General features: G+C 67.1%; 27 protein-coding genes. 19 read left to right on the top strand and 8 right to left on the bottom strand.

Going from position 1 to position 25,915, the window contains the following annotated elements; all coding sequences use genetic code 11:
* Nucleotides 1–20 precede the first annotated feature (20 nt).
* A complete protein-coding gene (gene ppa, locus AC5QAH_RS13545) occupies nucleotides 21–557 on the bottom strand; it encodes an inorganic diphosphatase (protein WP_005410935.1) in 537 nt (178 codons plus the stop codon).
* A 183-nt stretch (nucleotides 558–740) separates the two neighbouring features.
* Here ppa and AC5QAH_RS13540 point away from each other — a divergent pair, with 183 nt between their 5' ends.
* The 4 genes from AC5QAH_RS13540 to AC5QAH_RS13525 all read left to right on the top strand — a co-directional run bounded on the left by AC5QAH_RS13540 (nucleotide 741) and on the right by AC5QAH_RS13525 (nucleotide 5,974).
* Complete coding sequence (locus AC5QAH_RS13540) at nucleotides 741–1,214, top strand: hypothetical protein (RefSeq protein WP_019338799.1); 474 nt, start codon at nucleotides 741–743, stop codon at nucleotides 1,212–1,214.
* A 72-nt stretch (nucleotides 1,215–1,286) separates the two neighbouring features.
* The gene (locus AC5QAH_RS13535) at nucleotides 1,287–1,787 is read left to right on the top strand and encodes an RNA polymerase sigma factor (RefSeq protein WP_495232398.1); all 501 of its coding nucleotides are present in this window, start codon (nucleotides 1,287–1,289) and stop codon (nucleotides 1,785–1,787) included.
* Between the two features lie 104 nt (nucleotides 1,788–1,891).
* Entirely contained in the window at nucleotides 1,892–2,827 is a 936-nt protein-coding gene (locus tag AC5QAH_RS13530; protein ID WP_049453638.1) for a FecR domain-containing protein, read from the top strand.
* Between the two features lie 228 nt (nucleotides 2,828–3,055).
* Nucleotides 3,056–5,974 (top strand): TonB-dependent receptor, encoded by a 2,919-nt coding sequence (locus AC5QAH_RS13525; protein ID WP_495232397.1) that lies wholly within the window; start codon nucleotides 3,056–3,058, stop codon nucleotides 5,972–5,974.
* Nucleotides 5,975–6,124: 150 nt separating this feature from the next.
* On the opposite strand, the gene AC5QAH_RS13520 is transcribed toward AC5QAH_RS13525, so the two are convergent.
* On the bottom strand, nucleotides 6,125–6,382 hold the full coding sequence (locus tag AC5QAH_RS13520) for a DUF2789 domain-containing protein (RefSeq protein WP_029550886.1): 258 nt from the start codon (nucleotides 6,380–6,382) through the stop codon (nucleotides 6,125–6,127).
* Nucleotides 6,383–6,488: 106 nt separating this feature from the next.
* On the opposite strand from AC5QAH_RS13520, the gene AC5QAH_RS13515 reads away from it, so the two are divergent.
* Genes AC5QAH_RS13515 through AC5QAH_RS13495 form a run of 5 tightly spaced genes read left to right on the top strand, consistent with a single transcriptional unit; the run spans nucleotide 6,489 to nucleotide 9,441 of the window.
* Entirely contained in the window at nucleotides 6,489–7,076 is a 588-nt protein-coding gene (locus AC5QAH_RS13515; protein ID WP_053443478.1) for a biliverdin-producing heme oxygenase, read from the top strand.
* A 31-nt stretch (nucleotides 7,077–7,107) separates the two neighbouring features.
* Nucleotides 7,108–7,575, top strand: coding sequence for a YbaN family protein (locus AC5QAH_RS13510; RefSeq protein WP_043400233.1), 468 nt, complete (start codon nucleotides 7,108–7,110; stop codon nucleotides 7,573–7,575).
* Complete coding sequence (exbB, locus tag AC5QAH_RS13505; RefSeq protein ID WP_049437203.1) at nucleotides 7,562–8,290, top strand: tonB-system energizer ExbB; 729 nt, start codon at nucleotides 7,562–7,564, stop codon at nucleotides 8,288–8,290. The genes AC5QAH_RS13510 and exbB overlap by 14 nt, the downstream gene beginning before the upstream one ends.
* 9 nt (nucleotides 8,291–8,299) lie before the next feature.
* Entirely contained in the window at nucleotides 8,300–8,725 is a 426-nt protein-coding gene (gene exbD, locus AC5QAH_RS13500) for a TonB system transport protein ExbD (RefSeq protein WP_043400240.1), read from the top strand.
* Nucleotides 8,722–9,441, top strand: coding sequence for an energy transducer TonB (locus AC5QAH_RS13495; RefSeq protein ID WP_049453647.1), 720 nt, complete (start codon nucleotides 8,722–8,724; stop codon nucleotides 9,439–9,441). The genes exbD and AC5QAH_RS13495 overlap by 4 nt, the downstream gene beginning before the upstream one ends.
* Before the next feature lie 86 nt (nucleotides 9,442–9,527).
* On the opposite strand, the gene AC5QAH_RS13490 is transcribed toward AC5QAH_RS13495, so the two are convergent.
* Nucleotides 9,528–11,555, bottom strand: coding sequence for a sodium-translocating pyrophosphatase (locus tag AC5QAH_RS13490; protein ID WP_053443477.1), 2,028 nt, complete (start codon nucleotides 11,553–11,555; stop codon nucleotides 9,528–9,530).
* A gap of 332 nt (nucleotides 11,556–11,887) precedes the next feature.
* Here AC5QAH_RS13490 and AC5QAH_RS13485 point away from each other — a divergent pair, with 332 nt between their 5' ends.
* On the top strand, nucleotides 11,888–12,391 hold the full coding sequence (locus AC5QAH_RS13485; protein ID WP_010484000.1) for a hypothetical protein: 504 nt from the start codon (nucleotides 11,888–11,890) through the stop codon (nucleotides 12,389–12,391).
* A gap of 69 nt (nucleotides 12,392–12,460) precedes the next feature.
* Here the strand turns inward: AC5QAH_RS13485 and AC5QAH_RS13480 are convergent, their stop codons facing one another.
* Together AC5QAH_RS13480 and AC5QAH_RS13475 are read right to left on the bottom strand one after the other, a co-directional pair.
* Nucleotides 12,461–12,850, bottom strand: coding sequence for a DUF488 domain-containing protein (locus tag AC5QAH_RS13480; protein WP_053443476.1), 390 nt, complete (start codon nucleotides 12,848–12,850; stop codon nucleotides 12,461–12,463).
* A 26-nt stretch (nucleotides 12,851–12,876) separates the two neighbouring features.
* Complete coding sequence (locus tag AC5QAH_RS13475) at nucleotides 12,877–14,133, bottom strand: 6-phosphofructokinase (RefSeq protein WP_049453652.1); 1,257 nt, start codon at nucleotides 14,131–14,133, stop codon at nucleotides 12,877–12,879.
* 136 nt (nucleotides 14,134–14,269) lie between these two features.
* On the opposite strand from AC5QAH_RS13475, the gene AC5QAH_RS13470 reads away from it, so the two are divergent.
* From AC5QAH_RS13470 to AC5QAH_RS13460, 3 genes are all read left to right on the top strand, one after another.
* Nucleotides 14,270–14,833: an adenylate kinase gene (locus tag AC5QAH_RS13470; protein WP_032128385.1), complete on the top strand. Its 564-nt coding sequence runs from the start codon at nucleotides 14,270–14,272 to the stop codon at nucleotides 14,831–14,833.
* A 328-nt stretch (nucleotides 14,834–15,161) separates the two neighbouring features.
* Complete coding sequence (gene mpl / locus AC5QAH_RS13465) at nucleotides 15,162–16,526, top strand: UDP-N-acetylmuramate:L-alanyl-gamma-D-glutamyl-meso-diaminopimelate ligase (RefSeq protein WP_053443475.1); 1,365 nt, start codon at nucleotides 15,162–15,164, stop codon at nucleotides 16,524–16,526.
* Nucleotides 16,523–17,101, top strand: coding sequence for an LON peptidase substrate-binding domain-containing protein (locus AC5QAH_RS13460; RefSeq protein WP_019338782.1), 579 nt, complete (start codon nucleotides 16,523–16,525; stop codon nucleotides 17,099–17,101). The genes mpl and AC5QAH_RS13460 overlap by 4 nt, the downstream gene beginning before the upstream one ends.
* 177 nt (nucleotides 17,102–17,278) lie before the next feature.
* Here the strand turns inward: AC5QAH_RS13460 and AC5QAH_RS13455 are convergent, their stop codons facing one another.
* Entirely contained in the window at nucleotides 17,279–19,276 is a 1,998-nt protein-coding gene (locus AC5QAH_RS13455; RefSeq protein ID WP_349744280.1) for a bifunctional DedA family/phosphatase PAP2 family protein, read from the bottom strand.
* An 85-nt stretch (nucleotides 19,277–19,361) separates the two neighbouring features.
* Between AC5QAH_RS13455 and AC5QAH_RS13450 the strand changes: the two genes are divergently transcribed.
* From AC5QAH_RS13450 to AC5QAH_RS13440, 3 genes are all read left to right on the top strand, one after another.
* Nucleotides 19,362–20,024: a serine/threonine-protein kinase gene (locus AC5QAH_RS13450; RefSeq protein ID WP_241875300.1), complete on the top strand. Its 663-nt coding sequence runs from the start codon at nucleotides 19,362–19,364 to the stop codon at nucleotides 20,022–20,024.
* A 14-nt stretch (nucleotides 20,025–20,038) separates the two neighbouring features.
* Nucleotides 20,039–20,527: a DUF2867 domain-containing protein gene (locus AC5QAH_RS13445; protein ID WP_413409805.1), complete on the top strand. Its 489-nt coding sequence runs from the start codon at nucleotides 20,039–20,041 to the stop codon at nucleotides 20,525–20,527.
* Nucleotides 20,528–20,684: 157 nt separating this feature from the next.
* Entirely contained in the window at nucleotides 20,685–21,047 is a 363-nt protein-coding gene (locus AC5QAH_RS13440) for a DUF4288 domain-containing protein (protein ID WP_019662010.1), read from the top strand.
* Nucleotides 21,048–21,121: 74 nt separating this feature from the next.
* Here the strand turns inward: AC5QAH_RS13440 and AC5QAH_RS13435 are convergent, their stop codons facing one another.
* A complete protein-coding gene (locus AC5QAH_RS13435) occupies nucleotides 21,122–21,805 on the bottom strand; it encodes a hypothetical protein (protein WP_021203633.1) in 684 nt (227 codons plus the stop codon).
* Between the two features lie 108 nt (nucleotides 21,806–21,913).
* Between AC5QAH_RS13435 and AC5QAH_RS13430 the strand changes: the two genes are divergently transcribed.
* The 3 genes from AC5QAH_RS13430 to AC5QAH_RS13420 all read left to right on the top strand — a co-directional run bounded on the left by AC5QAH_RS13430 (nucleotide 21,914) and on the right by AC5QAH_RS13420 (nucleotide 24,916).
* Nucleotides 21,914–22,732 (top strand): SDR family oxidoreductase, encoded by an 819-nt coding sequence (locus tag AC5QAH_RS13430; RefSeq protein ID WP_134958402.1) that lies wholly within the window; start codon nucleotides 21,914–21,916, stop codon nucleotides 22,730–22,732.
* A gap of 93 nt (nucleotides 22,733–22,825) precedes the next feature.
* Nucleotides 22,826–23,818, top strand: coding sequence for a YiiG family protein (locus AC5QAH_RS13425; RefSeq protein WP_241875301.1), 993 nt, complete (start codon nucleotides 22,826–22,828; stop codon nucleotides 23,816–23,818).
* A gap of 156 nt (nucleotides 23,819–23,974) precedes the next feature.
* The gene (locus AC5QAH_RS13420; RefSeq protein ID WP_241875302.1) at nucleotides 23,975–24,916 is read left to right on the top strand and encodes a YiiG family protein; all 942 of its coding nucleotides are present in this window, start codon (nucleotides 23,975–23,977) and stop codon (nucleotides 24,914–24,916) included.
* 65 nt (nucleotides 24,917–24,981) lie between these two features.
* Here the strand turns inward: AC5QAH_RS13420 and AC5QAH_RS13415 are convergent, their stop codons facing one another.
* Nucleotides 24,982–25,854: an ion transporter gene (locus AC5QAH_RS13415; protein ID WP_010484015.1), complete on the bottom strand. Its 873-nt coding sequence runs from the start codon at nucleotides 25,852–25,854 to the stop codon at nucleotides 24,982–24,984.
* Nucleotides 25,855–25,915: the final 61 nt, after the last annotated feature.

Genomic DNA, 25,915 nt, shown 5'->3' with positions numbered 1-25,915 from the left:
CGGAGCGATCCGGTTCAGGCTCAGGCCTTGCTGTCGAGATGGCGCTGGTGCGCCTCGATCAGGATCTGCTTGGCCTCAGCGGCGCCGCCCCAACCGTCGAGCTTGACCCACTTGCCCTTCTCCAGGTCCTTGTAGTGCTCGAAGAAGTGGCCGATGCGCTCCAGCCAGTGGCTGGACACCTGGGCGATGTCTTCGACGTGGGCGTAGCCACTGAAGATCTTCGACACCGGCACGGCCAGGATCTTCTCGTCGCTGCCCGCCTCATCGCTCATCTTCAGCACGCCGACCGGACGGCAGCGCACGACCGAGCCCGGCACCAGCGGCAGCGGCAGCACCACCAGCACGTCGGCCGGATCGCCGTCGCCGCACAGGGTGCTCGGCACGTAGCCGTAGTTGCAGGGGTAGCGCATCGGGGTGGACAGGATGCGGTCGACGAAGATCGCGCCGGTTTCCTTGTCCACTTCGTACTTCACCGGCTCCGAGTCCTTCGGGATCTCGATGATGACGTTGATTTCTTCCGGCGGGTTCTTGCCGGGCGAGACGAGTTCCAGACCCATGGTGTGCTCCAGGTGGGGGATATAGACGGATAGCCCCCCATTTTATGCCTTTGCCGGGCGCTGTGCAGGGGAGGGGGCCGACGGCAGGGCGTGGAAGGCGCCGACCCGGCGGGCCGGGGTTGACCGATGGGGCCGGGCGGCGTGGGCGTGCAGGCTGGATGCACCTACCCGAGGAGTTCCCGCATGAAACCATCCGCCCTGTCACTCGGCCTGTTCTGCGCGCTGCTGATCGCGCCCGCCGCCCAGGCCTTTCCCTACGTGGACCTGATCGACTACCCGCACCAGGAAGCCAACTGGGACCGCTTCTTTGCCCTGGAAGGCCGGTTGCAGCATGGCTTCGACAGGATCTGCGGCGACACCTTCTGCGAGGGCGAGTACAGCGACATCCAGGCGCTGCGCCTGCGGTGTTCAGTGGATGCGGTGCACGGCACGGTGCGTGAGTGCCTCTGGGCATTTGCCGCCAGTGACCTGGCCGTGTCGCGGAACGACGGTGCGATCGTGGCCCGGCAACCGACCTGGCTATGCCGGCTGCCGCTGGTGCCTGGCACCCCGGTTGAGGACTTCCATGCGGCGCTGGCGGCCCGTAATCCGCTGCATGATCCGTTGCCCGGCACGTCGGAGAGCGTCTATGACGGGCTGACCGGCTGCATCCACTGATGCGAACGTGACTGATTCTCATTAACGGAGTAGCATGCGCGGCGCCTTCCGTCTGTCGTCCCGGTTCCGCGCATGTCCTCCAATGCCGCCTCCCTTACCGAACTGCTGATCCGTGAGCGGCCGGCACTGCTGCGCCGGGTGCAGCGCATCCTCGGCGGAGACAATGGTGCCGAGGATGTGATCCAGGCGGTGTGGTTCAAGGCCCGAGGGGTCGACGACAGCCAGGCCATCGACAACCCGCGGGCCTATCTGTACCGGCTGGCCGCCAACCTGGCCACCGACCACGGCCGCGAATCGACCCGGCGCAACCGCCTGCTGGCCGACCACTACCTGTGGGGGCCGGACGAGGTCATCTCGACCGAGGAACAGGCCATGGCACAGGACGAACTGCAGCGGGTGCTCGATGCAGCGGGGCACCTGCCGGAGCCGACCCGCACCATCTTCCGGCTCAACCGCCTGCAGGGCCTGACCCAGGCCGAGATCGCCCGCCGCCTCGTGGTGTCGGTGACGACCGTCGAGAACCATGTGCGCACCGCCCTGCAGCGCCTGGCCTGGGCACGCAGCGGCCGATGATGGCCCCGGCTTGGGGCTGGCCCTCGCTGAAACGTCTTGATCACTGGACCGTGGATGCGGTCTAGTTCCTCCGCCCGCGCTTGAATGCGCCTGTCCGCCAGCCGATGAGCCCGCCGAACACGCTGCCCGCCGCCAATGACGATGCCCTGGCCGAACAGGCCCGGGGCTGGATCGCGTGGCTGGCCTCGGGTGACATCGGCGAAGGGCGCATGCACGAGTTCGAGCGCTGGCTGGCACAACCGGGGCACCGACGCGCCTTCGAACACGAGCGCGCGCTGTGGCGCAGTGTCGGGCCACGCCCGCAGGTCCGGCCCGCCGAACGCCCGCGGCCGCATCGAATGCGCTGGGCAATGGCCGGTGCAGCCGCGCTGGCGATGCTGGTGGCATGGCCGGAGGCCTGGTTGCGGCTGCAGGCCGACCATCGCAGCACGCACGTCGTGCAGAACGTGCAATTGCCCGATGGCAGCCGCGCAGTGCTGGATGCGGACAGTGCGATTGCCGTGCGCTTCAATGCACATGCACGCGAGATCGAGCTGCTGCGCGGGCGTGCCTGGTTCGAGGTCAGCCCGGATGCGCAGCGACGTTTCAGCGTGCGTGCGGGCAACGGCGTGATCGAGGACATCTCGACCGCGTTCACCGTCGCGCGCGGCGATGACCAGGTTGAAACCCAGGTCGGGCAGGGCAGGGTGCGCGTGGCCCGCCCGGCCGACGGTGGCTGGACCTATCTGCAGGTGGGCCAGCGTGCGGTCTATGGCGAGCACAGCGGCGTGACGCGTCTGCGGGATGTGGCTGCCGACAGCGTCGGCGCGTGGCGACAGGGCGAGCTGCTGCTTGAGCAGGCCAGCGTCGCCGACGCCGTGCAATGGGTGGGGCGTTACCGCGCCGGCCCGACCTTCGTGCGCGGCGATCTGTCGCGACTACCCGCGGTGAGTGCCGCATTGCGCATCGATCGCCCGGAGCAGGCGCTGGATGCACTGGCGGCAACAGCAGGTCTGCAGGTCACCCGCCTGCCGCTTGGCGTCGCCATCATTCACCAGTAGATCCACGCCCTGCGTGGATGAAGGTCCCAGGGTGCCGACCAACGGTCGGCACCCGCCACGACCACCGGTCGGTCGGCACCTGCCGCGACCGCAAATCGCTCTTGGGGTTGCAGGGCGCCCAACCGTCTTACCCCGCGAACGTACCCGCCGCCGCCACGTACGTCGCCGTGTCCGCCCGTGTTGCGGATGACGCCGCGCCTGCGGCACCGATTACCTGACAGGTTCCCCATGTTCGACTCCCACCGCCCGGGCCGCGCGCTGCGCCCGTCCCGCCTGTGCATCGCCCTGCTGGCCGCCGGCCTGGCCAGCGCCGCACCGTCCGTGCTGGCACAGAGCGCCACCGGCAACCACGCTGCCGTGCAGCGCTTCGACATTCCAGCGCAGCCGCTGGATGAAGCGCTGCGCAGCTATATGCGCCAGTCCGGCGTGCAGGTCGTGTATCCGGCCACCCTGGCCCAGGGCGTAACCTCGCGTGCGGTCAAGGGCAGCCTGCCGGCCAACGAGGCGCTGCAGCAGCTGTTGCAGGGCAGTGGCCTGGCGGTGCGCCGGGTCAGCGCAGATGCAGTCACTCTGGAAGCGGCGACGCCGGTGCAGGCCGACAGCGGTGTGATCGTCACCGACACGCTCAGCGTGGCCGGCGACCGCGTCGACAGTGGCGCGACCAGCGATGAGGCGCGCCTGCTCGACAGCTATCGCAGCGTCGGTTCCACCACCACGCTCAACCGCACGCACCTGGAACGCTTCCGCGGCACCTCCAATGGCGACATCGTCAAGGGCGTGGCCGGCGTCACCGCCGGCGATCCGCGCGTGGGCAACGGCTTCGACGTCAACATCCGCGGCATCCAGGGCCAGGGCCGCGTGCCGGTGATCATCGATGGCGGCCAGTCCAGCATGGATACCTACCGCGGCTATGCCGGCCAGTCACAGCGCACCTACCTCGACCCGGACCTGATCTCCAGCCTGACCATCACCAAGGGCCCGAGCCTGCAGGCCAACGCCTCCGGTGGCATCGGTGGCGTGGTCGAGATGGAGACGCTGAAGATCGGTGACGTGCTGCGCGAAGGCCGCGACTTCGGCGTGCGCGTGCGTGGCGGCCTGGCCAACGCCAGTGCCAACAACCTGCCGTCCTACAGCGCCGCGCCGCGTTCCGATCGCAGCGCCACCGGCAGCCAGTTCTTCAACGTGGCCGCAGCCGGTCACTGGGACCGCTTCGATCTGGTCGCCGCCTATGCTTACCGCGACAACGGCAACTATTTCTCCGGCAAGCACGGTTACGACGACTTCCCGCAGACCCGTCGCACGCTGGCACCGCTGAATCCGCCGCGTACCGAAGTGTTCAACACCTCGTCGCGTTCGAAGTCGGCGCTGCTCAAGGGCACCTGGCGCATCGACGATGCGCAGACGCTGGAAGCGGGCTACCGCCGCTACGAAGGCACCGCCGGCGAGATCATGGCCTCGCAGATCATCCGCATCGACCGCGATCGCATTCCGCAGTGGGACCCGGGCCATGTCGACATGGACAGCTACACCCTGCGCTACCGCTTCAATCCGGACAGCGATCTGGTCGACCTGCGTGTCAACGCCACATACACCGATACCGACAGCGTGATGTACAACAGCCTGACCGGCATCACCCCGTGGTACTTCGACCGCCGCACCGAGTGGTATGACGCGCCCAGCTTCAGCGGCGACCCCGGCTACAAGGATGCCTACCGCAATCCGCTGCGACAGAAGCGCTTCGGCCTGGATGCCAGCAACACCTCGAAGTTCGACACACGTGCCGGCGCGTTCACACTGGACTACGGCCTGTCCTACAGCGATGAAGACATCGCGCCGGGCAGTTCGGGGCCGGTCATGCACGACGATCTGGTCAACAACCGCTTCCTGCGCAACGCCGAGCGCAAGGAATACAGTGCCGTGGCCTCGCTGAAGTGGCAGCCCGATGAGCATTGGGAACTGCTGGCCGGCGGACGCTGGAACCGCGTGGATGTGCATGACCGCAACCGCCTGGCCACGCCCGACGCCTATGAGGTACAGGGCCAGTACCGTTACACCGAACTGCTCAATGGCAACCCGGCGCTGCCGTCGTGGCGGGCCAAGCGCATCGCGCTGCTGAACTGGTACCCGGACGCCAACGGCAACTTCACCCAGGAATCACTGCTGGCCTCACCGTACAAGAAGGGCACGGTGGGCGACATCGGTGGCTGGAACTTCTACGACGCCGGCAAGCCGCAGGACCTGGAAGTGCCGGTCAGCTGGACGTGGTCGCAGCCGATCCGCCGTCGTGACACCGCGTTCTCGCCGACGGCCAGCGTGGCCTATCGCTTCAGCGAAGACACCATGGTCTACGTGAAGTACGCCGAAGGCACCAAGCTGCCGAGCCTGTTCGAGACCACGCTGGGCCTGTTCACCGCCGCCAAGCCGGTGGGCGAGCTGAAGCCGGAGCGTGCGCGCAGCTGGGAAATCGGTGCCAGCACCCTCCGCTACGACCTGTTCACCGCCGGCGACCGCCTGGCGCTGAAGCTGGCGTACTTCGATACCCGCATCGACGACCTGATCACCCGTGACTACCGCACGCTGTCGGCGGGCCTGATCCGCAACGTCGACCAGTTCAAGGTCTCGGGCATGGAGTTCCAGTCCAGCTATGACAGCGGCAAGGTGTTTGCCGATCTTTCCGCGCACTACTACTTCAACGCCAAGACCTGCGCGCCGGACATCGCCGCAGAGCGCCGCGCCTATGGTGCACAGCGCAAGAACGATGAACTGGCCAACACGCCCAACTGCGTGGACGGCGGCTTCGAGGGTTCGTACACCAATACACAGAATCCGCCGCGCTACATGGTCAACCTGACCCTGGGCTCGCGCCTGTTCGACGAGCGCCTGACCTTCGGCACCCGCGTGGTCCACAACGCCGGCCCGATCAGCAAGCTGGACAAGGACTGGAACGTGGGCCTGTCGGCGATCCAGCAGCTGTACCGGCCAACCACGCTGGTGGACCTGTTTGCCAGCTGGAGCTTCAACGACCAGCTGTCGGTGGAAGCAGGCGTGGACAACCTGACCGACCGCTATTACCTGGACCCGCTGGCGCTGGGCGTGATGCCGGCACCGGGCCGCACCGCGCGGCTGGCGTTGACCTGGAAGTACTGACCGATCGTGGATGGGCGGTGGGGTTGGATCCCTTTCCTGAGGAAAGGGCTCTGACCCCATCGGGCTCCGACCGCCCTCGGTGGGTGCGGACCTTGGTTCGCACCGCTTCCGCCGTGTGATCGCCAGCGCCGGGCCATGCCCGGCGTCTGTTTACAGCCCGGTCGAAGCCTTCACCGCATCTTCGTGCAGCGACTCGTTCAGCTCATCCACCACCGTGCTCCATGCCGCATCGGCCTGCAGCGATTCGGACAGGAACTGGCGCTGGGCATCGTTCCAGTAGGGGGCCTCGACCACTTCAACGTCGGTGGCCAGCTGGTGCTCGCGGATGAAACGGGCGATGGCCTCGGCGCTGGCGTCCAGGCCCAGCTGCAGGAACAGGTTGGTCATGCGCGGTTCGGTGGTGATCATCATCGGTTCCTGCTGGAAGAAGGGATGGTCCATTATCGGCGCACACGGCCTTGGGGAAAGCCCCGCGGCGAACGTCTACAGCACGACGACCCCCTTGGCATCCCCCATGAACGCACACATCGCTCCCGAAGACAGCCGCAGCCTGCGGCTCAAGGCCGCCACCCGCGACAGCCACGGTGCCCTGGACAAGCGCATCATGGCCGGCGACATCTTCGCCGACCGCAGTAATTTCGCCCGTTTCCTGCGCGTGCAGTATCGGTTCCACCGCAGCATCGATGCGCTGTATGCCAACCCTGCGCTGGACGCACTGCTGCCCGATCTCGGTGAGCGCCGCCGCCTGACCCAGGTCGCGCGCGACCTGCAGGACCTGGAGCAGACCCTGCCAGGCGCGGACATCGACGCGCTGCCCTCGGACCTGGCGCTGCCGGCCGCCCTTGGCTGGCTGTACGTAGCCGAAGGCTCCAACCTCGGCGGCACCATTCTCTACAAGATGGCCGCCAAGCTCGGGCTGGACCGTGACTTCGGCGCCCGCCACCTGGCCGCGCACCCGGATGGTGCGGCACGCCACTGGCGTGAGTTCACCGCCGCGCTGGACGCGGTGCCGCTGAGTGCCGAGCAGGAGCAGCAGGTGATCGACGCAGCCGATGCCGCGTTCCGCAGCGTGCACGGCCACGTCGAAGTGGAATTCGCCTGATGCACGGCGCGCGCCCGCAGGCGCAACGCTGATGCGCTGGCTCTGGTTCGCGCTGGGCTGGTTGATGGTCGGCCTCGGGGTAATCGGCGCGTTGCTGCCGGTGATGCCGACCACCATCTTCCTGATCCTGGCCGTGGGTTGCTTCGCACGCAGCTCGCCGAAGTTCGAGCAGCGCCTGCTGGCGCATCCGCGCTACGGCCCGTCACTGCGGCTGTGGCGTGAGCAGGGGGCGGTGTCGCGCAAGGGCAAGGCGTTCGCCAGTGCCGGCATGGCGGTGGGCTTTGCCCTGTTCTGTTGGGGCGCGCACCCGTCGTGGCGCCTGCTGCTGGGCGTGGGCCTGTTCTTCGCCGTCAGCGCCGGCTACGTGCTCAGTCGACCCGCACCGCGGCTGGAGCCCAATCCGGTCGTGGAAGTGGACGACGCCAATGATCCGCGCGCGGCCCGTCGTCGCGCAGCGACCTCTGATGCTGATGGAAACCGAGACGATGCTGCCTGCTGACCTGGCCCCTGTGGCCGCCCCTGCACTGACCCCGTGGGGCATGTACCTGGCCGCCGACGTGGTGGTGAAAGCCGTGATGATCGCGCTGGCATTGGCGTCGCTGGCCACCTGGACCGTGCTGCTGGCAAAGGGCTGGGAGCTGGCTCGCCAGGCCCGGCAGCTGCGGGCGGCGCGCGCGCTGTTGCTGCAGGCGCCGAGCCTGCCCGGCGAGAGCGCTGACGCCAATGTGCAGCAGGGCATCGCAGGGGCGATGCTGGATGCGGCCCGTACCGAACTGCGCCTGTCGCAGGATCTGGAAGGGCGCGACGGCATCAAGGAACGCATCGCCTCGCGCCTGGACCGTATCGAGCTGGAGACCGCGCGCGTGCAGCGGCGCGGCATCGGTGTGCTCGCCAGCATCGGCGCGGTGGCGCCCTTTGTCGGCCTGTTCGGCACGGTGTGGGGCATCATGAACAGTTTCATCGGCATCGCGCACAGCAACACCACCCACCTGGCGGTAGTTGCGCCCGGCATCGCCGAGGCGCTGCTGGCGACGGCACTCGGCCTGGTCGCGGCGATTCCCGCAGTGCTGGTCTACAACCACTTCAGCCGTGTGCTGGCCGGCCTGCGAGGGCTGCTTGGTGATCTGTCGGCCGCCGTTCAGCAGCTGGTCTCGCGCGATCTTGATCGTGCTGTGCCGCGTAGCGCAGCGACGCCGCTGCGCGCGGTGCACTGAGGCCCGGCGATGGCGATCAGGACCGCGTCCGACCGCGACGACACGCCGGAAGAAGCGCACGAGATCAATGTCACGCCCTTCATCGACGTGATGCTGGTGCTGTTGATCATCTTCATGGTGGCCGCACCGCTGGCCACCGTATCAGTGCCGGTGCAGCTGCCGGCCAGTAGCGCCAGGGCCACGCCGCCGGACCAGGCACCGGTGTATGTGACCGTGCAGGCCGATCTGTCGCTGCGTGTTGGCGAACAGTCCGTGGCGCGTGACGGGCTGGCCGCTGCATTGCAGGCGGCCACCCACGGCGACACCGCGCAGCGCATCTACCTGCGCGCCGATACCCACGTGCCCTACGGCGAACTGATGGCGACGCTGGATGCATTGCGTGCGGCCGGTTACCTGAAGGTGGCGCTGGTTGGCCTGGAGCAGGGCGCACGATGAGTGGACTGCGGCGCTGGGCGACCAGCCTGGCGATCGTGCTGCTGGTGCATGCGCTGCTGATCGTTGCGGCCTGCTGGTGGGCGACGCGTGCACCGGTGCTGGCTGCGACGGCGCCGCCCGCCGCGCTGATGCTGGAACTTGCGCCGATGGCACAGGCACCGCCGGTGCCGCCGCGCGAGGTGGCAACCGGGCCCCTGCAGCAGCAACAGCAGCGACAGGCGCCGAAGCCGGCCCTGCGCGAGCAACCCAAGGCACCGGTGCAGCCACAGGGTGACCTGCCGCCGCCGCGCACACCTGAGCCGACGCCCTCGCCGGACACCGCCGAGACCAACGTCACGCAGACCAGCGCGCCGCCGCAGGTGGCGGCCGCCGCGGCCGCACGCTACACCGCACCGCAGACCACGGCCGGCGAACGCAGTCGCGCCGAGGCAACCTGGGAAGGGCGCCTGCTCGGGCATCTGCAGAAGCATCGGCGCTATCCGCGCCAGGCCGAGCGGCTGCGTCAGCAGGGTGTGGTCTACGTGCGCTTCGCAGTAGCCCGCGATGGCGCGGTCTCAGGTTTGAAACTGGGCCGCAGCAGTGGCTTCGCGCTGCTCGACCAGGAGACGCTGGACACCGTGCAGCGGGCCAGCCCGGTACCGGCGCCGCCAGCCGAAGTGGCCGGCGACCCGGTGGAAGTGATGGTGCCGGTGTCCTTCTTCCTGCGCGGCCGGTGACGTTGTAGAGCTGAGCCGCTGCCTGGCTGTTCTCCGATCCCGCGAAGCCGTTGAGCCGAGCATGGGCTCGGCTCTACAGAAGGCCTTTACAGCAACGGCACCAGCAGCAACGCCACGATGTTGATGATCTTGATCAGCGGATTGATCGCCGGGCCGGCGGTGTCCTTGTACGGGTCACCGACGGTATCACCGGTCACCGCTGCCTTGTGCGCTTCGCTCCCCTTGCCACCGAAGTGGCCATCCTCGATGTACTTCTTGGCGTTGTCCCAGGCGCCGCCGCCGGTGGTCATCGAGATGGCCACGAACAGGCCGGTCACGATCGTACCGATCAACAGGCCGCCCAGTGCGCGCGGCCCCAGCAGCAGGCCGACCACCACCGGTACCGCCACCGGCAACAGCGACGGCACGATCATTTCGCGGATCGCCGAACGGGTCAGCATGTCCACCGCTTTGTCGTACTGCGGCTTGCCGGTGCCCTGCATGATGCCGGGGATCTCGCGGAACTGGCGCCGCACTTCCTCTACCACCGCGCCAGCCGCACGACCGACCGCTTCCATCGCCATCGCACCGAACAGGTAGGGGATCAGGCCACCGATCAGCAGGCCGATGATCACCGTGTGGTCGCTGAGATCGAAGCGGAACTCCTGGCCGGGATGCGCGGCCTGCAGGTTGTGCGTGTAGTCGGCGAACAGCACCAGTGCGGCCAGCGCCGCCGAGCCGATCGCATAGCCCTTGGTCACCGCCTTGGTGGTGTTGCCCACCGCATCCAGTGGATCGGTGATGTCGCGGATCTCCGAGGGCAGCTCGGCCATCTCGGCGATGCCGCCAGCGTTGTCGGTGATCGGTCCATAGGCATCGAGGGCGACGATCATGCCGGCCATCGACAGCATCGCGGTGGCGGCGATGGCGATGCCGTACAGGCCGCCCAGCGCGAACGCGCCCCAGATCGCCGCACACACCGCCACGACCGGCAGTGCAGTGGACTTCATCGAGATGCCGAGGCCTGCGATGATGTTGGTGCCGTGGCCGGTGGTCGACGCCTGCGCCACGTGCTGCACCGGCTTGTACTGGGTGCCGGTGTAGTACTCGGTGATCCACACGATCAGGCCGGTCAGGACCAGGCCGATCAGCGCGCATCCATACAGCGCGATGGGACCATGCACATTGTCGGCCATCAGCCCGGTGGTGATCGGGTAGAACGCGATCGCGGCCAGCACGCCGGAGACGATCACGCCCTTGTACAACGCGCCCATGATCGAGCCGCCAGGCTTCACCTTGACGAACAGCGCACCGATGATCGATGCAATGATCGACACACCGCCCAGCACCAGCGGATACAGCACGGCATTGGCGCCCGCCTCGGCCAGCATCAGGCTGCCCAGCAGCATGGTGGCGATCACGGTGACCGCATAGGTCTCGAACAGATCGGCGGCCATGCCGGCACAGTCGCCGACGTTGTCACCGACGTTGTCGGCGATCACCGCCGGGTTGCGCGGGTCATCCTCGGGAATGCCGGCTTCCACCTTGCCGACCAGATCGGCGCCGACGTCGGCGCCCTTGGTGAAGATGCCACCGCCCAGACGCGCGAAGATCGAGATCAGCGACGAACCGAACGCCAGACCGACCAGCGCGTGCAGCGCCTGTTCCATCGGCAGGCCGATCCGCAGCAGCAGTGCGTAATAGCCGGCCACACCCAGCAGGCCCAGGCCGACCACCAGCATGCCGGTGATCGCACCGCCGCGGAAGGCGACGTCCATCGCCGCACTGATGCCATGGCGTGCGGCCTCGGCGGTGCGCACGTTGGCGCGTACCGACACGTTCATGCCGATGTAGCCGGCCGCGCCGGACAGCACCGCGCCGACCGCGAAGCCGATCGCGGTGTACCAGCTGAGGAACACACCGACCAGCACGAACAGCACCACGCCGGCCACGCCGATGGTCAGGTACTGGCGGTTGAGGTAGGCACGCGCACCTTCCTGGATCGCGGTGGCGATCGCGACCATGCGTTCATTGCCGGTGGGTTGGCGCAGGATCCAGCGCGCCGAGACGATTCCGAACAGGATCGCGAGAATGGCGCAGCCCAGCGCCAATGAAAGCCCGTGACGTTCCAGCATTAGACCCCTCCGCAGAATGGATGTAGGCATCCAGTGGCGATGAACGGCACCACGAGGGGGACGACGGGCTGCAGCCTGGAACCAACCCGTACCGACCTTGGTGGTCGTCCGACGTATGGCGGTGTTCAGCATTCCCTGGTGCCCGCAGTATGCGTGCCGCCACTTGTAGAGTCGAGCCATGCTCGACTGGCTTCCAGAGGCCGTGCTCGACTGGCTCCTGCGAGCCGCGGCGCATGGCGCCGGGCCAGGGGCAAGATTCGAGAGCCGCAGGCCTTTGCACCCCGTTAAGCCAGCCTCTGCAAGCCTGCGCACAGTCCCGTAGGAGATTCCCAATGCGCCTGTCCCTGTTGATGCTTGCCGCCCTGGTCCCGGCCGTACCGGCACTCGCCGCGGAAACCCCGGAGCTGCAGCGCGCCGTGGGCGCTCCCCAGGCAGTGGGCGCAGTGCACACCCTGCGGCAGATCCCCGAGGCCTGCGCGCGCCTGGAAGGTGCCTTCACCGGCCAGGCGGCCGAGCCGTACCGCTTTGCGCCGGTGCGGACCAGTGAGCAGTGCCAGCCACGCGCGCGCTTCGTCGACTACGCCAAGGCACAGCCAAGTGCCGACAAGGGCTGGAAGCTCAATGATGTGATCCGCGTGCCCAGCGCAGCATGCCCGGCACAGCAGGCGGTGGTGCGCGTGTGGCGACTGCCGTCGAGCAACAAGGTCGAGCTGGACGGTCAGGGCCAGTCGCGCATCTATCTGGAAGAGGCCAAGAAGCAGGCCGCGGCCGGCCAGATTCCGCAGGTGACCATGTTCGCCGCGCAGCTGCAGATGGAAGGCAAGGCCTGCAATTGAAGTTGCGTGGGCGGTGCACCCACGCAGTCATCCACCGGTAGTGCCGGCCGCTGGCCGGCATCTGGGTGATCACTCCGCCAGCATTGCTCCCCGCGCGACCAGCAACTCGCGCAATGCCTTGCGATGGCAATGCACTTCATCCTCGCAGTAGCACCCTACGCTGATGTCGCTGTGCCGTGACATCGCGGCCAGCAGGTCCAGCGCGTGGGCCGCATCCGGCGCCCTCATCTCGGCCTTGTAGTGGCGGAAGAACGCAGTCCAGTCGGCGGCCGACTTCGCCTCATGCGCCTGCCTCACCAGCTCGGCGCTGGGTGACAGGGTCGGGAACCAGACGTCATACCAGTCCTGCCGGGCGAACTCGCTGCGCGGCACGCCGCGCGGCGGGCGCCGCACGGTACCGATACGCAGTCCCTCGCCGGGCGCACGTGGTGTACCCAATCGAACAACACGCAGTGCCATGGTGTTCCTCCGTCCCCTTTTTCGGGTCAGCCCTCGAACGGCGGCAGCTTCTGCTTCACCGCCACGTTCTTCAGCGTGACGTACTTCGGCAGTCCATCGGTGCCATACGGCAGCGGGGCTTCGCCCTTGATCAGCGGTGACAGGTAGGCGCGCGCCTTGGCGGTGATACCGAAGCCGTCGCGGCGGATGAAGCCGGCGGGCATCTTCTTTTCATGGTTGGCGATCTTCGACAGCGGCGCCGCTTCGATCTTCCAGCGGTACGGTGCGTCGCTGCTGCGCACGATCACCGGCATCACCCCGTTCTGGCCCTTCAGCGCCAGCTGCACCGCGGCCTTGCCGACCGCCTGCGCCTGCTCCCAGTCGGTCCTGCTGGCCAGGTGGCGGGCCGAGCGCTGCAGGTAATCGGGCAGCGCCCAATGGACCTTCAGGCCCAGCTGGTCCTTGACCCGGCCAGCCAGGTGCGCGGCCACGCCGCCCAGCTGCGAGTGCCCGAACGAGTCCTTGCCGCCACCGGCATCGGCGACGAAGCGGCCATCGGCGGTGGCGATGCCTTCCGACGCCACCACCACGCAGTAGCCGACGCGGTCGACCACGGCCTTGACCTTGGCCAGGAACGTCGCCTCGTCATAGGCGCGTTCGGGCAGCAGGATGATGTGCGGCGCTTCGTCATCGCCGTTGCCGGCAAGGCCGGCGGCCGCAGCCAGCCAGCCCGCGTGGCGGCCCATGGCCTCGTAGATGAAAACGCGGGTGGAGGTTTCGGCCATCGCCGCCACGTCCAGCGCCGCTTCGCGCACCGAGACGGCGGTGTACTTGGCCGCCGAGCCGAAGCCGGGGCAGGTGTCGGTCACTGCCAGGTCGTTGTCGATGGTCTTGGGCACGCCGATGCAGGTCAGGTCGTAGCCGGAGGCCTTGGCCAGCTGCGAGACTTTCAGCGCGGTATCGGCCGAGTCGTTGCCGCCGTTGTAGAGGAACCAGCGCACGTCGTGCGCGCGCAGCACCTCCAGCAGGCGGTCGTAGCGGGCGCGGTCGGCGTCCAGCGATTTCAGCTTCACCCGGCACGAGCCGAAGGCGCCACCCGGGGTATGGGCCAGGGCGCGGATCGCGGCGGCGCTCTCCTTGCTGGTGTCGATCAGCTCCTCGCGCAGCGCGCCGAGGATGCCGTTGCGGGCGGCAAGGACCTTGATGCCCTTGGCCCGGGCCTGCTCGATCACCGCTGCCGCCGTGGCATTGATGACCGCGGTGACACCGCCGGACTGGGCGTAGAGGAGAGTACCGTTGCGCATGCTTCTACCTGCTCGGGGGAGGGGACATTGCAGGGACATTACCCGGATGCGGTAAAGTGGCGCTATTGCGGTGCAGCGATACCGGTCCGTCCGGGACGCGAACCTTCTTTGTTTTCAACACGTTGGAGTCAGGTCAATGCGATTGGTTCTGTTGGGACCGCCCGGTTCGGGCAAGGGGACACAGGCGACGCGCCTGAAGGAAAAGCTGGGGATCGCCCACATTTCGACCGGTGACATGCTGCGCGCGGAAATCGCCGCCGGCACGGAGCTGGGCAAGCAGGCCAAGACGGTGATGGATGCCGGCAACCTGGTGTCGGACGACATCCTGCTGGGCATGCTGGAGTCGCGCCTGACCCAGGCCGATGTCGCCAAGGGCTTCATCCTCGATGGCTACCCGCGCAATGTGGCCCAGGCCAATGCGATGGACGGCCTGCTGGCCAAGATCGGCCAGCCGCTGGATGCCGTGGTGCAGCTGGACGTGGCCACCGAGCTGCTGGTCGAGCGCATCGCCGGTCGCGCCAAGGAGCAGGGCCGCGCCGATGACACGCCGGAAGCGGTGCGCCAGCGCCTGCAGGTCTACAACGACCAGACTGCCCCGGTGGTGGACTTCTACGCCGGCCGTGGCACCCTGGCCCGCGTCGATGGCGTCGGCGAGCTGGACGAGATCGAAGCCCGCATCCTGGCGGCGATCAAGGGTTGATCCTGCAGGGCCGGTGCACTGCCGGCCCTTCGGGCGCAAAAAACACAGGCCTGGTCCGCGAGGACCAGGCCTGTGTCGTTTGATAGGCGCCAGCAGAGGGCTTGCTCAGGGCCCCGCAGCATGAGCTCCCTTGGGGATGGCCTCTTGGGGAGTAGGACCGGTTCGGGTACTGCGGCTGGCAGTTCGAATTGTGTCCGGGTTCACAGAACATCGCTATCGGGATTTCCCTGACAGAAGATTGGAGTTTTCTCACATCCTGTGTAGGACTTGTCTTACCCCGGATCGGACATTGGCCCTATACAGCCGTCATCGGTCACAATCCTCGGTCATGAGCAGCGTACATATCCTTGCAATCGCAGGCACTTTCATGGGCGGCGTGGCCGCCCTGGCGCGGGAACTGGGCCATACGGTCAGTGGCAGCGACCAGGCCATCTATCCGCCGATGTCGACCCAGCTCGAGCAGCTGGGCATCACCCTGGACCAGGGCTACCGCGCCGACAGCGTGCCGGCCGGTACCGACGACGTGGTGATCGGCAACGCACTCTCGCGCGGCAATGCCGCCGTTGAGGCCGTGCTCGACGCCGGCCAGCGCTACATTTCCGGTGCCCAGTGGCTGTCCGAACAGGTGCTGCCGGGCCGTGACACGCTGGCCGTGGCCGGCACCCACGGCAAGACCACCACCACCACCATCCTGACCTGGCTGCTGGAAAGCGCCGGTCGTTCGCCCGGTTTCCTGATCGGCGGCGTCGCCGAGGATTTCGGCGTCTCCGCCCGCCTGGGCCAGGGCCGCGAGTTCGTGGTCGAGGCCGACGAGTACGACACCGCCTTCTTCGACAAGCGCAGCAAGTTCGTGCACTACCGGCCGCTGGTGGCCATCCTCAACAACCTTGAATACGACCACGCCGACATCTTCCCGGACGTGGCCGCGATCCAGCGCCAGTTCCATCACCTGGTGCGCACGGTGCCGGCGCGTGGCCGACTGATCGTCAATGGCGAGGATCAGCATCTGGCCGAAGTGCTGGCGATGGGCTGCTGGACCCCGATCGAGCGCTTCGGCTTCGATCCATCGCTGGAGTGGCATGCGGAACTGCTGGCTGCCGATGGCAGCGCGTTCCGCGTGCACCACCGCGGGCAGGCACTGGGTGATGTGCAGTGGTCGTTGCTGGGCCGCCACAACGTGCTCAACGGCCTGGCGGCGCTGGCAGCCGCACATGCGGTGGGTGTTGCGCCGGCTGAGGTGATCCCGGCGCTGGCGCGCTTCCGCAGCGTCAAGCGCCGCATGGAAGTGATCGGCAGCCACGAGGGCATCACCGTCTACGACGATTTCGCCCACCACCCGACCGCAATCGCCACCACGCTGGAAGGGCTGCGCGCCAAGGTGGGCGATGCGCGCATCGTGGTCGCGATGGAGCCGCGCAGCAATTCGATGCGGCTGGGCGCACACGCGCAGGCGCTGGCACCCTCGCTGGCGCTGGCCGATGAAGTGGTGTTCCTGCATCGCCCGGAACTGGCCTGGGATGCTGCTGCGGTGATCGCCGCAGTGCGTGGCGAAGCGCACGCGGTGCCCGATACCGACGCGCTGCTGGCGCAATTGCAGGCCAGCGCGCGCAGGGGTGACCACGTGGTGTTCATGTCCAACGGTGGCTTCGACGGCGCACCGCGCCGCTTCCTTGCCGCGCTGCAGGCCCGATGAGCGTCGACGGTTCGCTGCCGCTGTTTCCGCTGCACACCACGCTGGTGCCAGGTGCGGCGGTGGGCCTGCGCGTGTTCGAACGGCGCTACCTGGATCTGGTACGCGACAGCGGCCGCAGTGGTGAGGGCTTTGGTGTCTGCCTGATCCTCGACGGCCAGGAAGTGGGAGCCCCGGCAACGCCGGCCGCGTATGGCGTGCAGGTACGCATCGAAGACTTCGATGTCGGCGCCGACGGCGTGCTGCAGTTGCGTCTGCGCGGCACTCGCCGCTTCCATGTCGAGCGCACCCGTGTGCGCGACAACGGGCTGGTGGTAGCCGATGTGCGCTGGTGCGAGGAAGACCCCGACGACGAACTGCGGCCGCAGCATGCGCTGCTGGCCACGGTGCTGGGGCACATCATCGAACAGGCCGGCGAGGCCTATGCGCCGGCCAACCCGGCGTTGCTGGACCAGGCCAGCTGGGTCGGCTGGCGGCTGGCCGAGCTGCTGCCGCTGAGCGAGCAGCAGCGGTTGCAGCTGCTGCAGATGGACGACCCGCACCAGCGACTGCAGCAGTTGCTGGGCTGGATGCCGTAGCAGCCCGCCCCGGGTGGGTGTGCACCTTGGTGCACACGCTGGGGTATGCGGGGAATGCCATCCACGCATGGCGTGGATCTGCTGTAGAGCCGAGCCCATGCTCGGCTTGATGGATCCCGCGGAGGGCAGCCGAGCATGGGCTCGGCTCTACAGTGGGTGGCCGCGCACCGGTACCGGTCAGGGCGTGGTGGTCTTCAACCGCAGCACCGGCAATCCGGTTTCGCTGTGCACATCCTCGCGCTGCGGCAGGTCCTGCACGGCGTCCTTCACGGCATTCAATGCCGGGTCGACGCCACGCAGCGGGTGCCACATGCCGATCCATTCGAAGTGGCGCTCGTAGCGCAGAGTCTGCGCGCTGCCCAGCCACAGCGGCGTGCTGCCCGGCTGCAACTGCGCGGGCGCCGGCCACAGGCGCAGCACATAGCGCTCATCCGGCTGCGCGCCCTGGCGCACCATCAGCAGTGCTTCCACGCGGGTGTCCAGCGTGGCCGGCAGCACCGGTAGTTCGTCGGCGCCGGTGTTCTTGTCCAGCATCAGCAGCGCCTGTTGCCAGCCCGCCTGTTCCTGCCGCTTCCAGCCACGTGCTTCCAGCTGCGCCTGCAGCGGTGCCAGCGGGCCGGCCACCTGCACGTCCAGCGGCCAGCGCTGGTCGTCGTCGAACTCATTGCGGCGCGCCGGCAGCGTCACCCAGTCGTGCTGCCACCAGGCCTGGATGTCCATCGCCTGTGGTGCCGGCAGGGTCGGTTCGAAGCGTTCCAGCTTCACCGGGATGTTGCGCGGCGCATAGCACATGGCCGCCACGGCGAAGACGCCATAGAACAGCCAGGCCACCGGTTTCACCCAGAACGAGCGGTTGAAGCGGCGGCGGTAGGCGATGCCCAGCACCAGCAGCCAGAACGTGCCGAACAGCATGCCGCCGATCACGTCGCTCAGCCAATGCGCACCCAGGTACAGGCGCGAGAAGCCGATCAGGCTGACCACGATGCCCGACACCAGGTACGGCCAGACGCGGGTGCGGCCGGGCATCTCACGCGCGATCAGCACTGCGAAGAAGCCGAAGGTGATGGTGGCCATGGTCACTGACACCGAAGGGAAGCCGAAGCCGCTGCTGGCGTCGACCGGGCGCACCACATCCACGGTGGCACCCAGCAGCATGGTCAGCGCCAGGCCGAAGGCGAGGGCGGCCAGCCAATGTGCGGCCGCCATCCAGCGCCGGCGCCAGATCAGGTAGCCCATCGCTGCAGCGGTGGCCGGCAGCAGTACCTGCCAGGCGCCCAGCGACGCCAGCGCGGCCATCGGGTAATCGGCCAGCGGGTTACGCAGCGCCAGCATGGCCTGGTGCACCAGCAGGTCGATCGCCAGCGGCTCGCCGTGCGCGACCACCACGGTCAACAATGCGAACCAGCCCCAGCCCAGTACCAGCAGCATCAACGCCAGCATCGCCAGCGGCACCGATTCACGGCGCTTGGGATCAAGCACGCCGACGGTGTAGCGGCCCAGCGTCGGGTGGCGGTTGGACCAGTCCAGCAGGCGTGCCAGCCAGTTGTCCATGCGCGCGGCCGACCAGCGGTAGCCGTACAGCACGATGGCCCAGACCAGGCCAAGGATTACCGCCAGCAGGCCGACCACCACCACCAGCCGCCCGGCCACGGCAGCCACCGCGTCATACGCTTCGCCGAGGATCCAGCCCGGGGCCAGGAACAGTACCGCCCAGGAAATGCTGGCGATGCCGCTGGCCTGCACGTAGCGGCTGGCGGGCATCTTCATCATGCCGGCGATGGCCGGTACGAACGGCCGGATCGCGCCGACGTAGCGCGCCACCAGGATGCTCTTGAACGCATTGCGGCGGAACAGGTTCTCGCCGCGGTCGAGCAGCTGCGGGTAGCGGCTGAACGGCCAGATGCCACGCAGCCGGTCGCCCCAGCGGCGGCCGATCCAGTAGCTGATGCCATCACCGGCGAACGCACCCAGCGCCGCCGCCGCCACCGCGTACGGCCCGGAGATCTGGCCCAGGCCGATGAACACACCCACCGCGAACAGCAGCGGCAGCGCCGGCACGATGGCGCCGAGAATGATCACCGCATCGCAGAAGGCGATCAGAAAAATGACCGCACCCGCCAACACGGGATGAGCGGCAATCCACGCGAGGGTGGCGTCGATCCATGAAGAGTCCATTGCCCGATTATAGGGGCGTGAAGGTGACTGGTTCCCAGCCGCTTCGTGACCGTTTGCAACCAGTGCCATCGCCTAGAATGGGCTCATGCCACATACGCCCGACGCTCAACCGCATGCTTTGAAGGCCGACAGCTTCGGCCGGATCCTCCTTGTGAAAGGGCCTGATGGCCCCTTCGTGCGCCGTGATCTGGGCGCCACGCCGCTGTGGTTGCGGCTGCCTGCGTGGTGGCTGGCCCGCCGTGAAGCCCGCGCGCTGCAGCACATTCACGGCATGGCCGACGTACCGCAGCTGCTGGCCTGGAATGGCCATCACCTGGATCGCAGCTTCATGGCCGGCGACGCCATGTACCAGCGTCCGCCGCGCGGCGACCTGGCCTGGTTCCGCGCCGCGCGCCGGCTGCTGCAGCAGCTGCATCGCAAAGGCGTGGCCCACAACGATCTGGCCAAGGAAGCCAACTGGCTGGTCACTGAAGATGGACGGCCGGCGCTGATCGACTTCCAGCTGGCGGTGATCGGCAACCCTCGCTCGCGCTGGATGCGCCTGCTGGCGCGCGAGGACCTGCGCCACCTGCTCAAGCACAAGCGCATGTATTGCCGTGAATCGCTCACCCCGGTGGAGAAGCGGTTGCTCAAGCGCACCTCGTGGGTGCGCGAACTGTGGTTTGCTACCGGCAAGCCGGTCTACCGCTTCGTCACCCGCCGCATCCTGCATTGGGAGGACAACGAAGGGCAGGGGCCCAAGCCGTGAAGGCTTCGCGGATAGTGACCGGCCCGCCGAGCGCGGGCAATGTGTTGCGTGCGCAGTTGCCTGGTGCCGACTTCGTGCACGCCTGTCAGGCCACCACCCGGCGCGACGGGCGTACCGCACTGCAGGCCTACCGCGACATGGCGGCGACCATTCCCGGCTGGTTCGATGGGCTGATGGCGCTGCGCAACCACGGCATGCGCCTGCTCGGCATGAAGCATCTGGGCTCGTTGCGGGCGGTGCAGGTTGTCGAAGATCCTCAACCGGGCCAGCGGCTGGGCATCTTCACCCTGCAGTCGATGGATGACGATGCCATCGTGCTGGAGGACAACGACCGCCACTTGCGTGTGCAGCTGGCCCTGCAGTGGCAGGGCGACGTGCTGGAAGTGGCGACCGTGGTGCATACGCACAACGCGTTCGGGCGCGTGTACATGCTGCCGGTTGCGCCGGTGCACCAGTTGATCGTGCCGCATCTGTTGAAAAAGCAGGTGCAGTTGTACCGGTAGATCCACGCCATGCGTGGATGCGGTTTGTGATCCGCGGGCTGCTTAACGGCTAAACGGCTCATTGCCAAGTGCCGCATAAATGTGGATTCCGCTGGCAGCAGAAGGCTCGCGACATTCAAGCCAGGGACAACCCGCAAGGGAATCATTGAGGTGATGCATGTGGTACTGCGCACACGCCATTTTCTATTACGAGAGCAAAGGGCAGGAATCGTTCCTGGTGCATGAGAACGTGTACCTGATCAGTGCCGACAACGATGAACACGCTCTTGAGAATGCAGAAGCACTTGCTTCCGGGTATGAGGATCTGACCGGCCGCCTGGTGGGTGAAGACGGTAGGGCGTATCTTTATCGTTTCGCCGGAATCCGCAAGCTGATATCAGTGGCGATTGATCAGGACTCTGCCGAGGGGCGCCTGCACTCTGGCGTGGAGGTCACGTACTCCGTCATGGCGGTGGACACGTTGGATCAGGTGAAGCGGCTTGCCCGTGGTGATGGCGTGGCAGTGCTGTACCAGGAATAGAAATGTAGAGCCGAGCCATGCTCGGCTGCATTCAATGAGCCGAGCAGGGCTCGGCTCTACAGAGGCCGGTGGCCTTACGGCGTTGCCGGCACGACCTGCTGGCCGATGAAGTTGCGCTTGGCGTCGAAGTCGTAGGCGATCTGCAACTGCCCGACATCCGGGCAGGCGTGGCAGTCGCGCAGCGGCGTGCGGTACAGCAGGCGGATGCCACCATTCTCCAACGGCGAGGCGCCGGCCGACTGCGCCGGTGCGAACGGCGTGGCTTGCGGGTTGGCCTTCAGCAGTTCCTGCACAGTGGGGTCGGCACGCAAGGTGTCGTCCAACTGCACGGCATCCACATCGATGCGCTTGCCGCTGGCATCGACCAGGCGGGTACCTTCATTGGTGTTGGCGCGGAACGGATACTCGACCGTGGCAATGCCCAGTCCTTCGTTCTCGTGCCACGCGGTCACATAGGCCAACTCACCGCCGGTGGACAACTGCTCGGCGGCGGTGATGGCCTCGGCACTGGCGCCACCGGCGCGCATCGCGTCGCGAAGGCAATCCCGGGTGGCCGCGTTCTCGCCCTGGCGGCAGGCGTTGAGGTCGCCATCCCAGACCACCGCCTCGCTCCAGCGCATCTTGCCGTCGGCGGCGGCCTTCTCCGCGCTGGGCGTGTCACCGGCGGGTGGCTCCTTGCCGGGTTCCGGCGAACGGCCCTGGCAGGCAGTCAGCAGGGCAAGCCCCAAGGCAGGCAGCAACAGGCGGGAACGGCGCATGGCGTGGACCTCGTGCGTTGTCTGGAGGCCCGAGTATCGTCAAGGGCGGGTGAACTCCGCGTCGGCGCGGCATACTAGCGGCTCATTGCATACGCTGGAGTGCGGAACGTGGGCAGTCTGCAGGGCAAAACGCTTTTCATCACCGGTGCCTCGCGTGGCATCGGCCTGGCCATCGCACTGCGCGCCGCGCGCGACGGGGCCAACGTGGCGATCGCGGCCAAGTCGTCGGTGCCGAATCCGAAGCTGCCGGGCACCATCCACACCGCCGCCGAAGCGGTGACGGCTGCAGGCGGGCAGGGCCTGGCGCTGAAGTGCGACATCCGGGAGGAAGAGCAGGTGCAGGCGGCGGTGGCGGCCACGGTCGACACCTTCGGTGGCATCGACATCCTGATCAACAACGCCAGCGCGATCTGGTTGCGCGGCACGCTGGATACGCCGATGAAGCGTTTCGACCTGATGCAGCAGGTCAATGCGCGCGGCAGTTTCCTGTGTGCGCAGGCCTGCCTGCCGTACCTGCTGCAGGCGCCGAACCCGCACATCCTGACCCTGGCGCCGCCGCCGAGCCTGGAGCCGAAGTGGTGGGGCGCACATACCGGCTACACGCTGGCGAAGATGGGCATGAGCTTCGTCACCCTGGGCCTGGCCGCGGAATTCGGCCCGCAGGGCGTGGCGGTGAATGCGCTGTGGCCGCGCACCGTCATCGCCACCGATGCGATCAACATGATTCCGGGCGTGGATGCGGCTGGCTGCCGCACGCCACAGATCATGGCCGATGCCGCACACGCGGTGCTGGTGCGCGAAGCGGCCGGCTTCCACGGCCGGTTCCTGATCGACGATGAAGTGCTGGCGCAGGCCGGTATTACCGATCTTTCGGGCTATGCGGTGGATCCGTCGCGCGCGCTGTTGCCGGATCTGTTCCTGGAATGATCGCGCATCGCGGGAAGAGGCCGAGGGCTGCGACCCGTGGCCTGCTGCGTTAGAATACGTGGCTGTAATCGTTTTCAACAGGGATGTGAACACATGTCACGCACTCTTTCCGTCGCGGCGCTGGCCGCTTCGTTGTCGTTGATCCTGACCGCCTGCGGTGGCAAGGCCCCCGCAGCTGCGGGCGGCGCCGCTGCCTCCGGCACGCCGGACGCCAGCGCGGCGCCGTCCGACACACAGCAGCAGTTGACCGCCAAGCTCAACGCCTACATCGGCTGCTTCAACGCGCTGGATTCGAAGACCCACGGCAGCATCCAGTCCTACACGCGCTGGATCAAGGACGTCGACGCTGGCCCGACCGGGCGCGAGACGCACGTGTACGGACCGTTCGAGATCAGCGATTACGACATGAAGCAGTGCGACGCTCCGGTGACCGGGGCGATCGCTGCCAGGCCGGCGCTGGCCGAACTCGATGCTGCTGCAGGCCATTACCAGCAGGCGCTGAAGGCGCTGGTGCCGGTCAGCAAGGACGCGCACGACTACTACGATCGCCAGGACTACGAAGACGACCAGTTTGCCAAGGGCAAGCAGCTGCACGCGCCCTTGATGGCCGCCTTCAAGGATTTCGTGGCTGCAAGCGAAAGGTTCAATGCCGAGCTGGAGCGCCAGAACGACGCCGCCCAGCGCGAGCAGCTCAAGGCGCTGGAGCAGGCTGAGGGGCGCACGCGCGAGTACTACCGTCTGGCGATGATGCTGGAGGCCAAGGCCATCATGGATCTGATGAGCGAGGACGATTTCGACCAAGCCAAGGCGCGCGAGCGTCTGGATGCGTTCAACCGCATTTCCGACGAAGCGCATGCGAAGGTGGCTGATCAGGAGCCGGGCAAGCTGGACTGGAACAGCTTCGAGCGTGAGGCCGAGAACTTCCGGCGCGAAGGCAAGGAGCGGCTGAAGCGCGTCAGCGAGAACACGCCCTATACCGATTTCGAACGGCGCATGCTGGATTCGCCCTCGATGGCGCCGAGCGGCTCTGCCAGCAAGCTGATGCAGGAGTACAACTCGCTGGTTTTCCAGAGCAACCGCCAGTAAGCGAGAAGCTCAACGCGTTTTTTTTGTCGCGATTGAGCAGGTTGATCGCGACATGACACGCACCGCAGCCCCGAATGCCAGCACCTTCCCGAGGTGCTGGAGCGCGCGCGCCATGCAGGACGATGGCTGCAGTTTTCACTGGTGCAAGGAACTGATTTGAACGCATCCACACGCCTGATTCCCGTTCTCCTGCTCGGCGCGCTGGCCGGCTGCAACAGCCCGGCGGGGCTGGCGGTCGCCGACCCCGGGCTGGAGAAGGTGAACGCCTACATCGAGTGCTACAACGGCGTCGAACAGCCCATCCACGAAGGCTTCCAGACTTACACGGGCTGGATGAAGGACCCCAAGGCGGGGCCGACCGGCAAGGAAGCGCAGCCGCGCTCACCGGGCAAGCTGTTGTCGCACCGCGTCGAGTACTGCGGCCAGCCACTGACCGACGCGCTGGCGAAGACCCCGGCACTGCCGATGGATGGCCCCGCGCGTGACTATCAGCAGGCATTCCAGGCATTGAACACCCTGGTCGAGCGTGCCGATGGCTACTTCACCCGCGAGGACTATCGCCGTGATGGCGGTGAAGGGATGCGCAGCCAGCATGCCCCGTTGATGCAGGCCTACGCCGATTTCTTCAAGGCCAGCGAAGCGATGGATGTGGCGCTGGAAAAGAACGAGAACGATCGCCGTACCGCGCAGCTGAAGCAGATCGAGGAAAGCGAAGGGCGCTCGCTGGCCTACTACCACCTTCGCCTGCTGGGCGACGGCAAGCGATTGGCCACGGCGTTCCAGGACGATGCACCGGACGTCGCGGCGCTGCGCGCGCAGCTGGCTGACTATCAGGCACTGGTGACGGAAATCCAGAACGGCGGTGTCGGCAAGGACGACCCGATGTGGGGCCACGTGCAGCGTTCGGCGGACAAGCTGGTGCGTACCGCGGGACGCGGCGTCGAGCGCCTGGAGCAGCACAAGCCGATCACCGCCGAAGCGCTGGCGGCAGAGCGGAAGGCGTCGGGCAGTTGGCTCACCACCGACCCGGAGGGAGCGCAGTCAACGATCCTTGCCGCGTACAACGATCTGGTGACCACCAGCAACCGCATGCGATGAGCAACGGCGCACGCATCCATGCGTAACCGCCAAGGGGTAGTGCCGGCCGCTGGCCGGCATGTGCCTCAATGGTTGAACGCATCCGGCAGCTTGCCACCGCACTTGCGGCAGTGCAGTGCATCCGGCTCATGGCCTTCCAGCCCACAGTCCGGGCAGCCACGCGCATCGCGGCGCGCGGCCTGTTCGGCCTCGCGCATGGTGCTGGCCAGTTCGGCGGTATAGATGCCGGTGGGCACGGCGATGATGCTGTAGCCGATCAGGATCAGCACCGAGGTGACGAAGCGGCCGAGCACGGTCTGCGGCACGATGTCACCGAAGCCGACCGTGGCCATGGTCACCACCGCCCAGTACATGCTGGCCGGGATATTGGTGAAGCCGTGTTCGGGACCCTCGATCACGTACATCAGCGCACCGGCGATGATGGTGATGGTGATCACCGTGAACAGGAACACCAGCACCTTGCGCCGGCTGCGCCACAGCGACGTCATCAACACGCCGCTTTCTTCGATGTAGCGGGTCAGCTTGAGGATGCGGAACACGCGCAGGATGCGCAGTGCGCGCACCACCAGCAGGCTCTGCGCGCCGGGGATGAACATCGACAGGTAGGCGGGCAGGATCGACAGCAGGTCGATGATGCCCCAGACGCTCACCGCATACCGCAGCGGGCGCTTGACCACCGCCAGCCGCAGCAGGTACTCGGCGGTGAAGATGATCGTGAAGCCCCATTCCAGGATGTACAGGCCGGTGGACCATTCGGCGTGCAGGTGCTGCACGCTGTCGATCATCACCACCAGGATGCTGGCGACGATCGCCACCACCAGGATCAGGTCGAAATTGCGCGAAGGGCGGGTGTCGTGGCGGTAGATGATGTCGAACCACCGGCGGCGCCAGCCGGTCTCGGTGGCGGGGTTCAGCTGGGGGGCGGAAAACGGTCGCATGGGCGCATTGTGCCGCAGGGGTTCCGGCGCGAGAATGGGGATTCCTGAATCCTGCCGACTG

The organism is Stenotrophomonas sp. YJH_SMC_43 (genome assembly GCF_059372535.1).
Note: the sequence above shows the minus strand (reverse complement) of the source record. Positions and strands in the feature narration are given on the sequence as shown.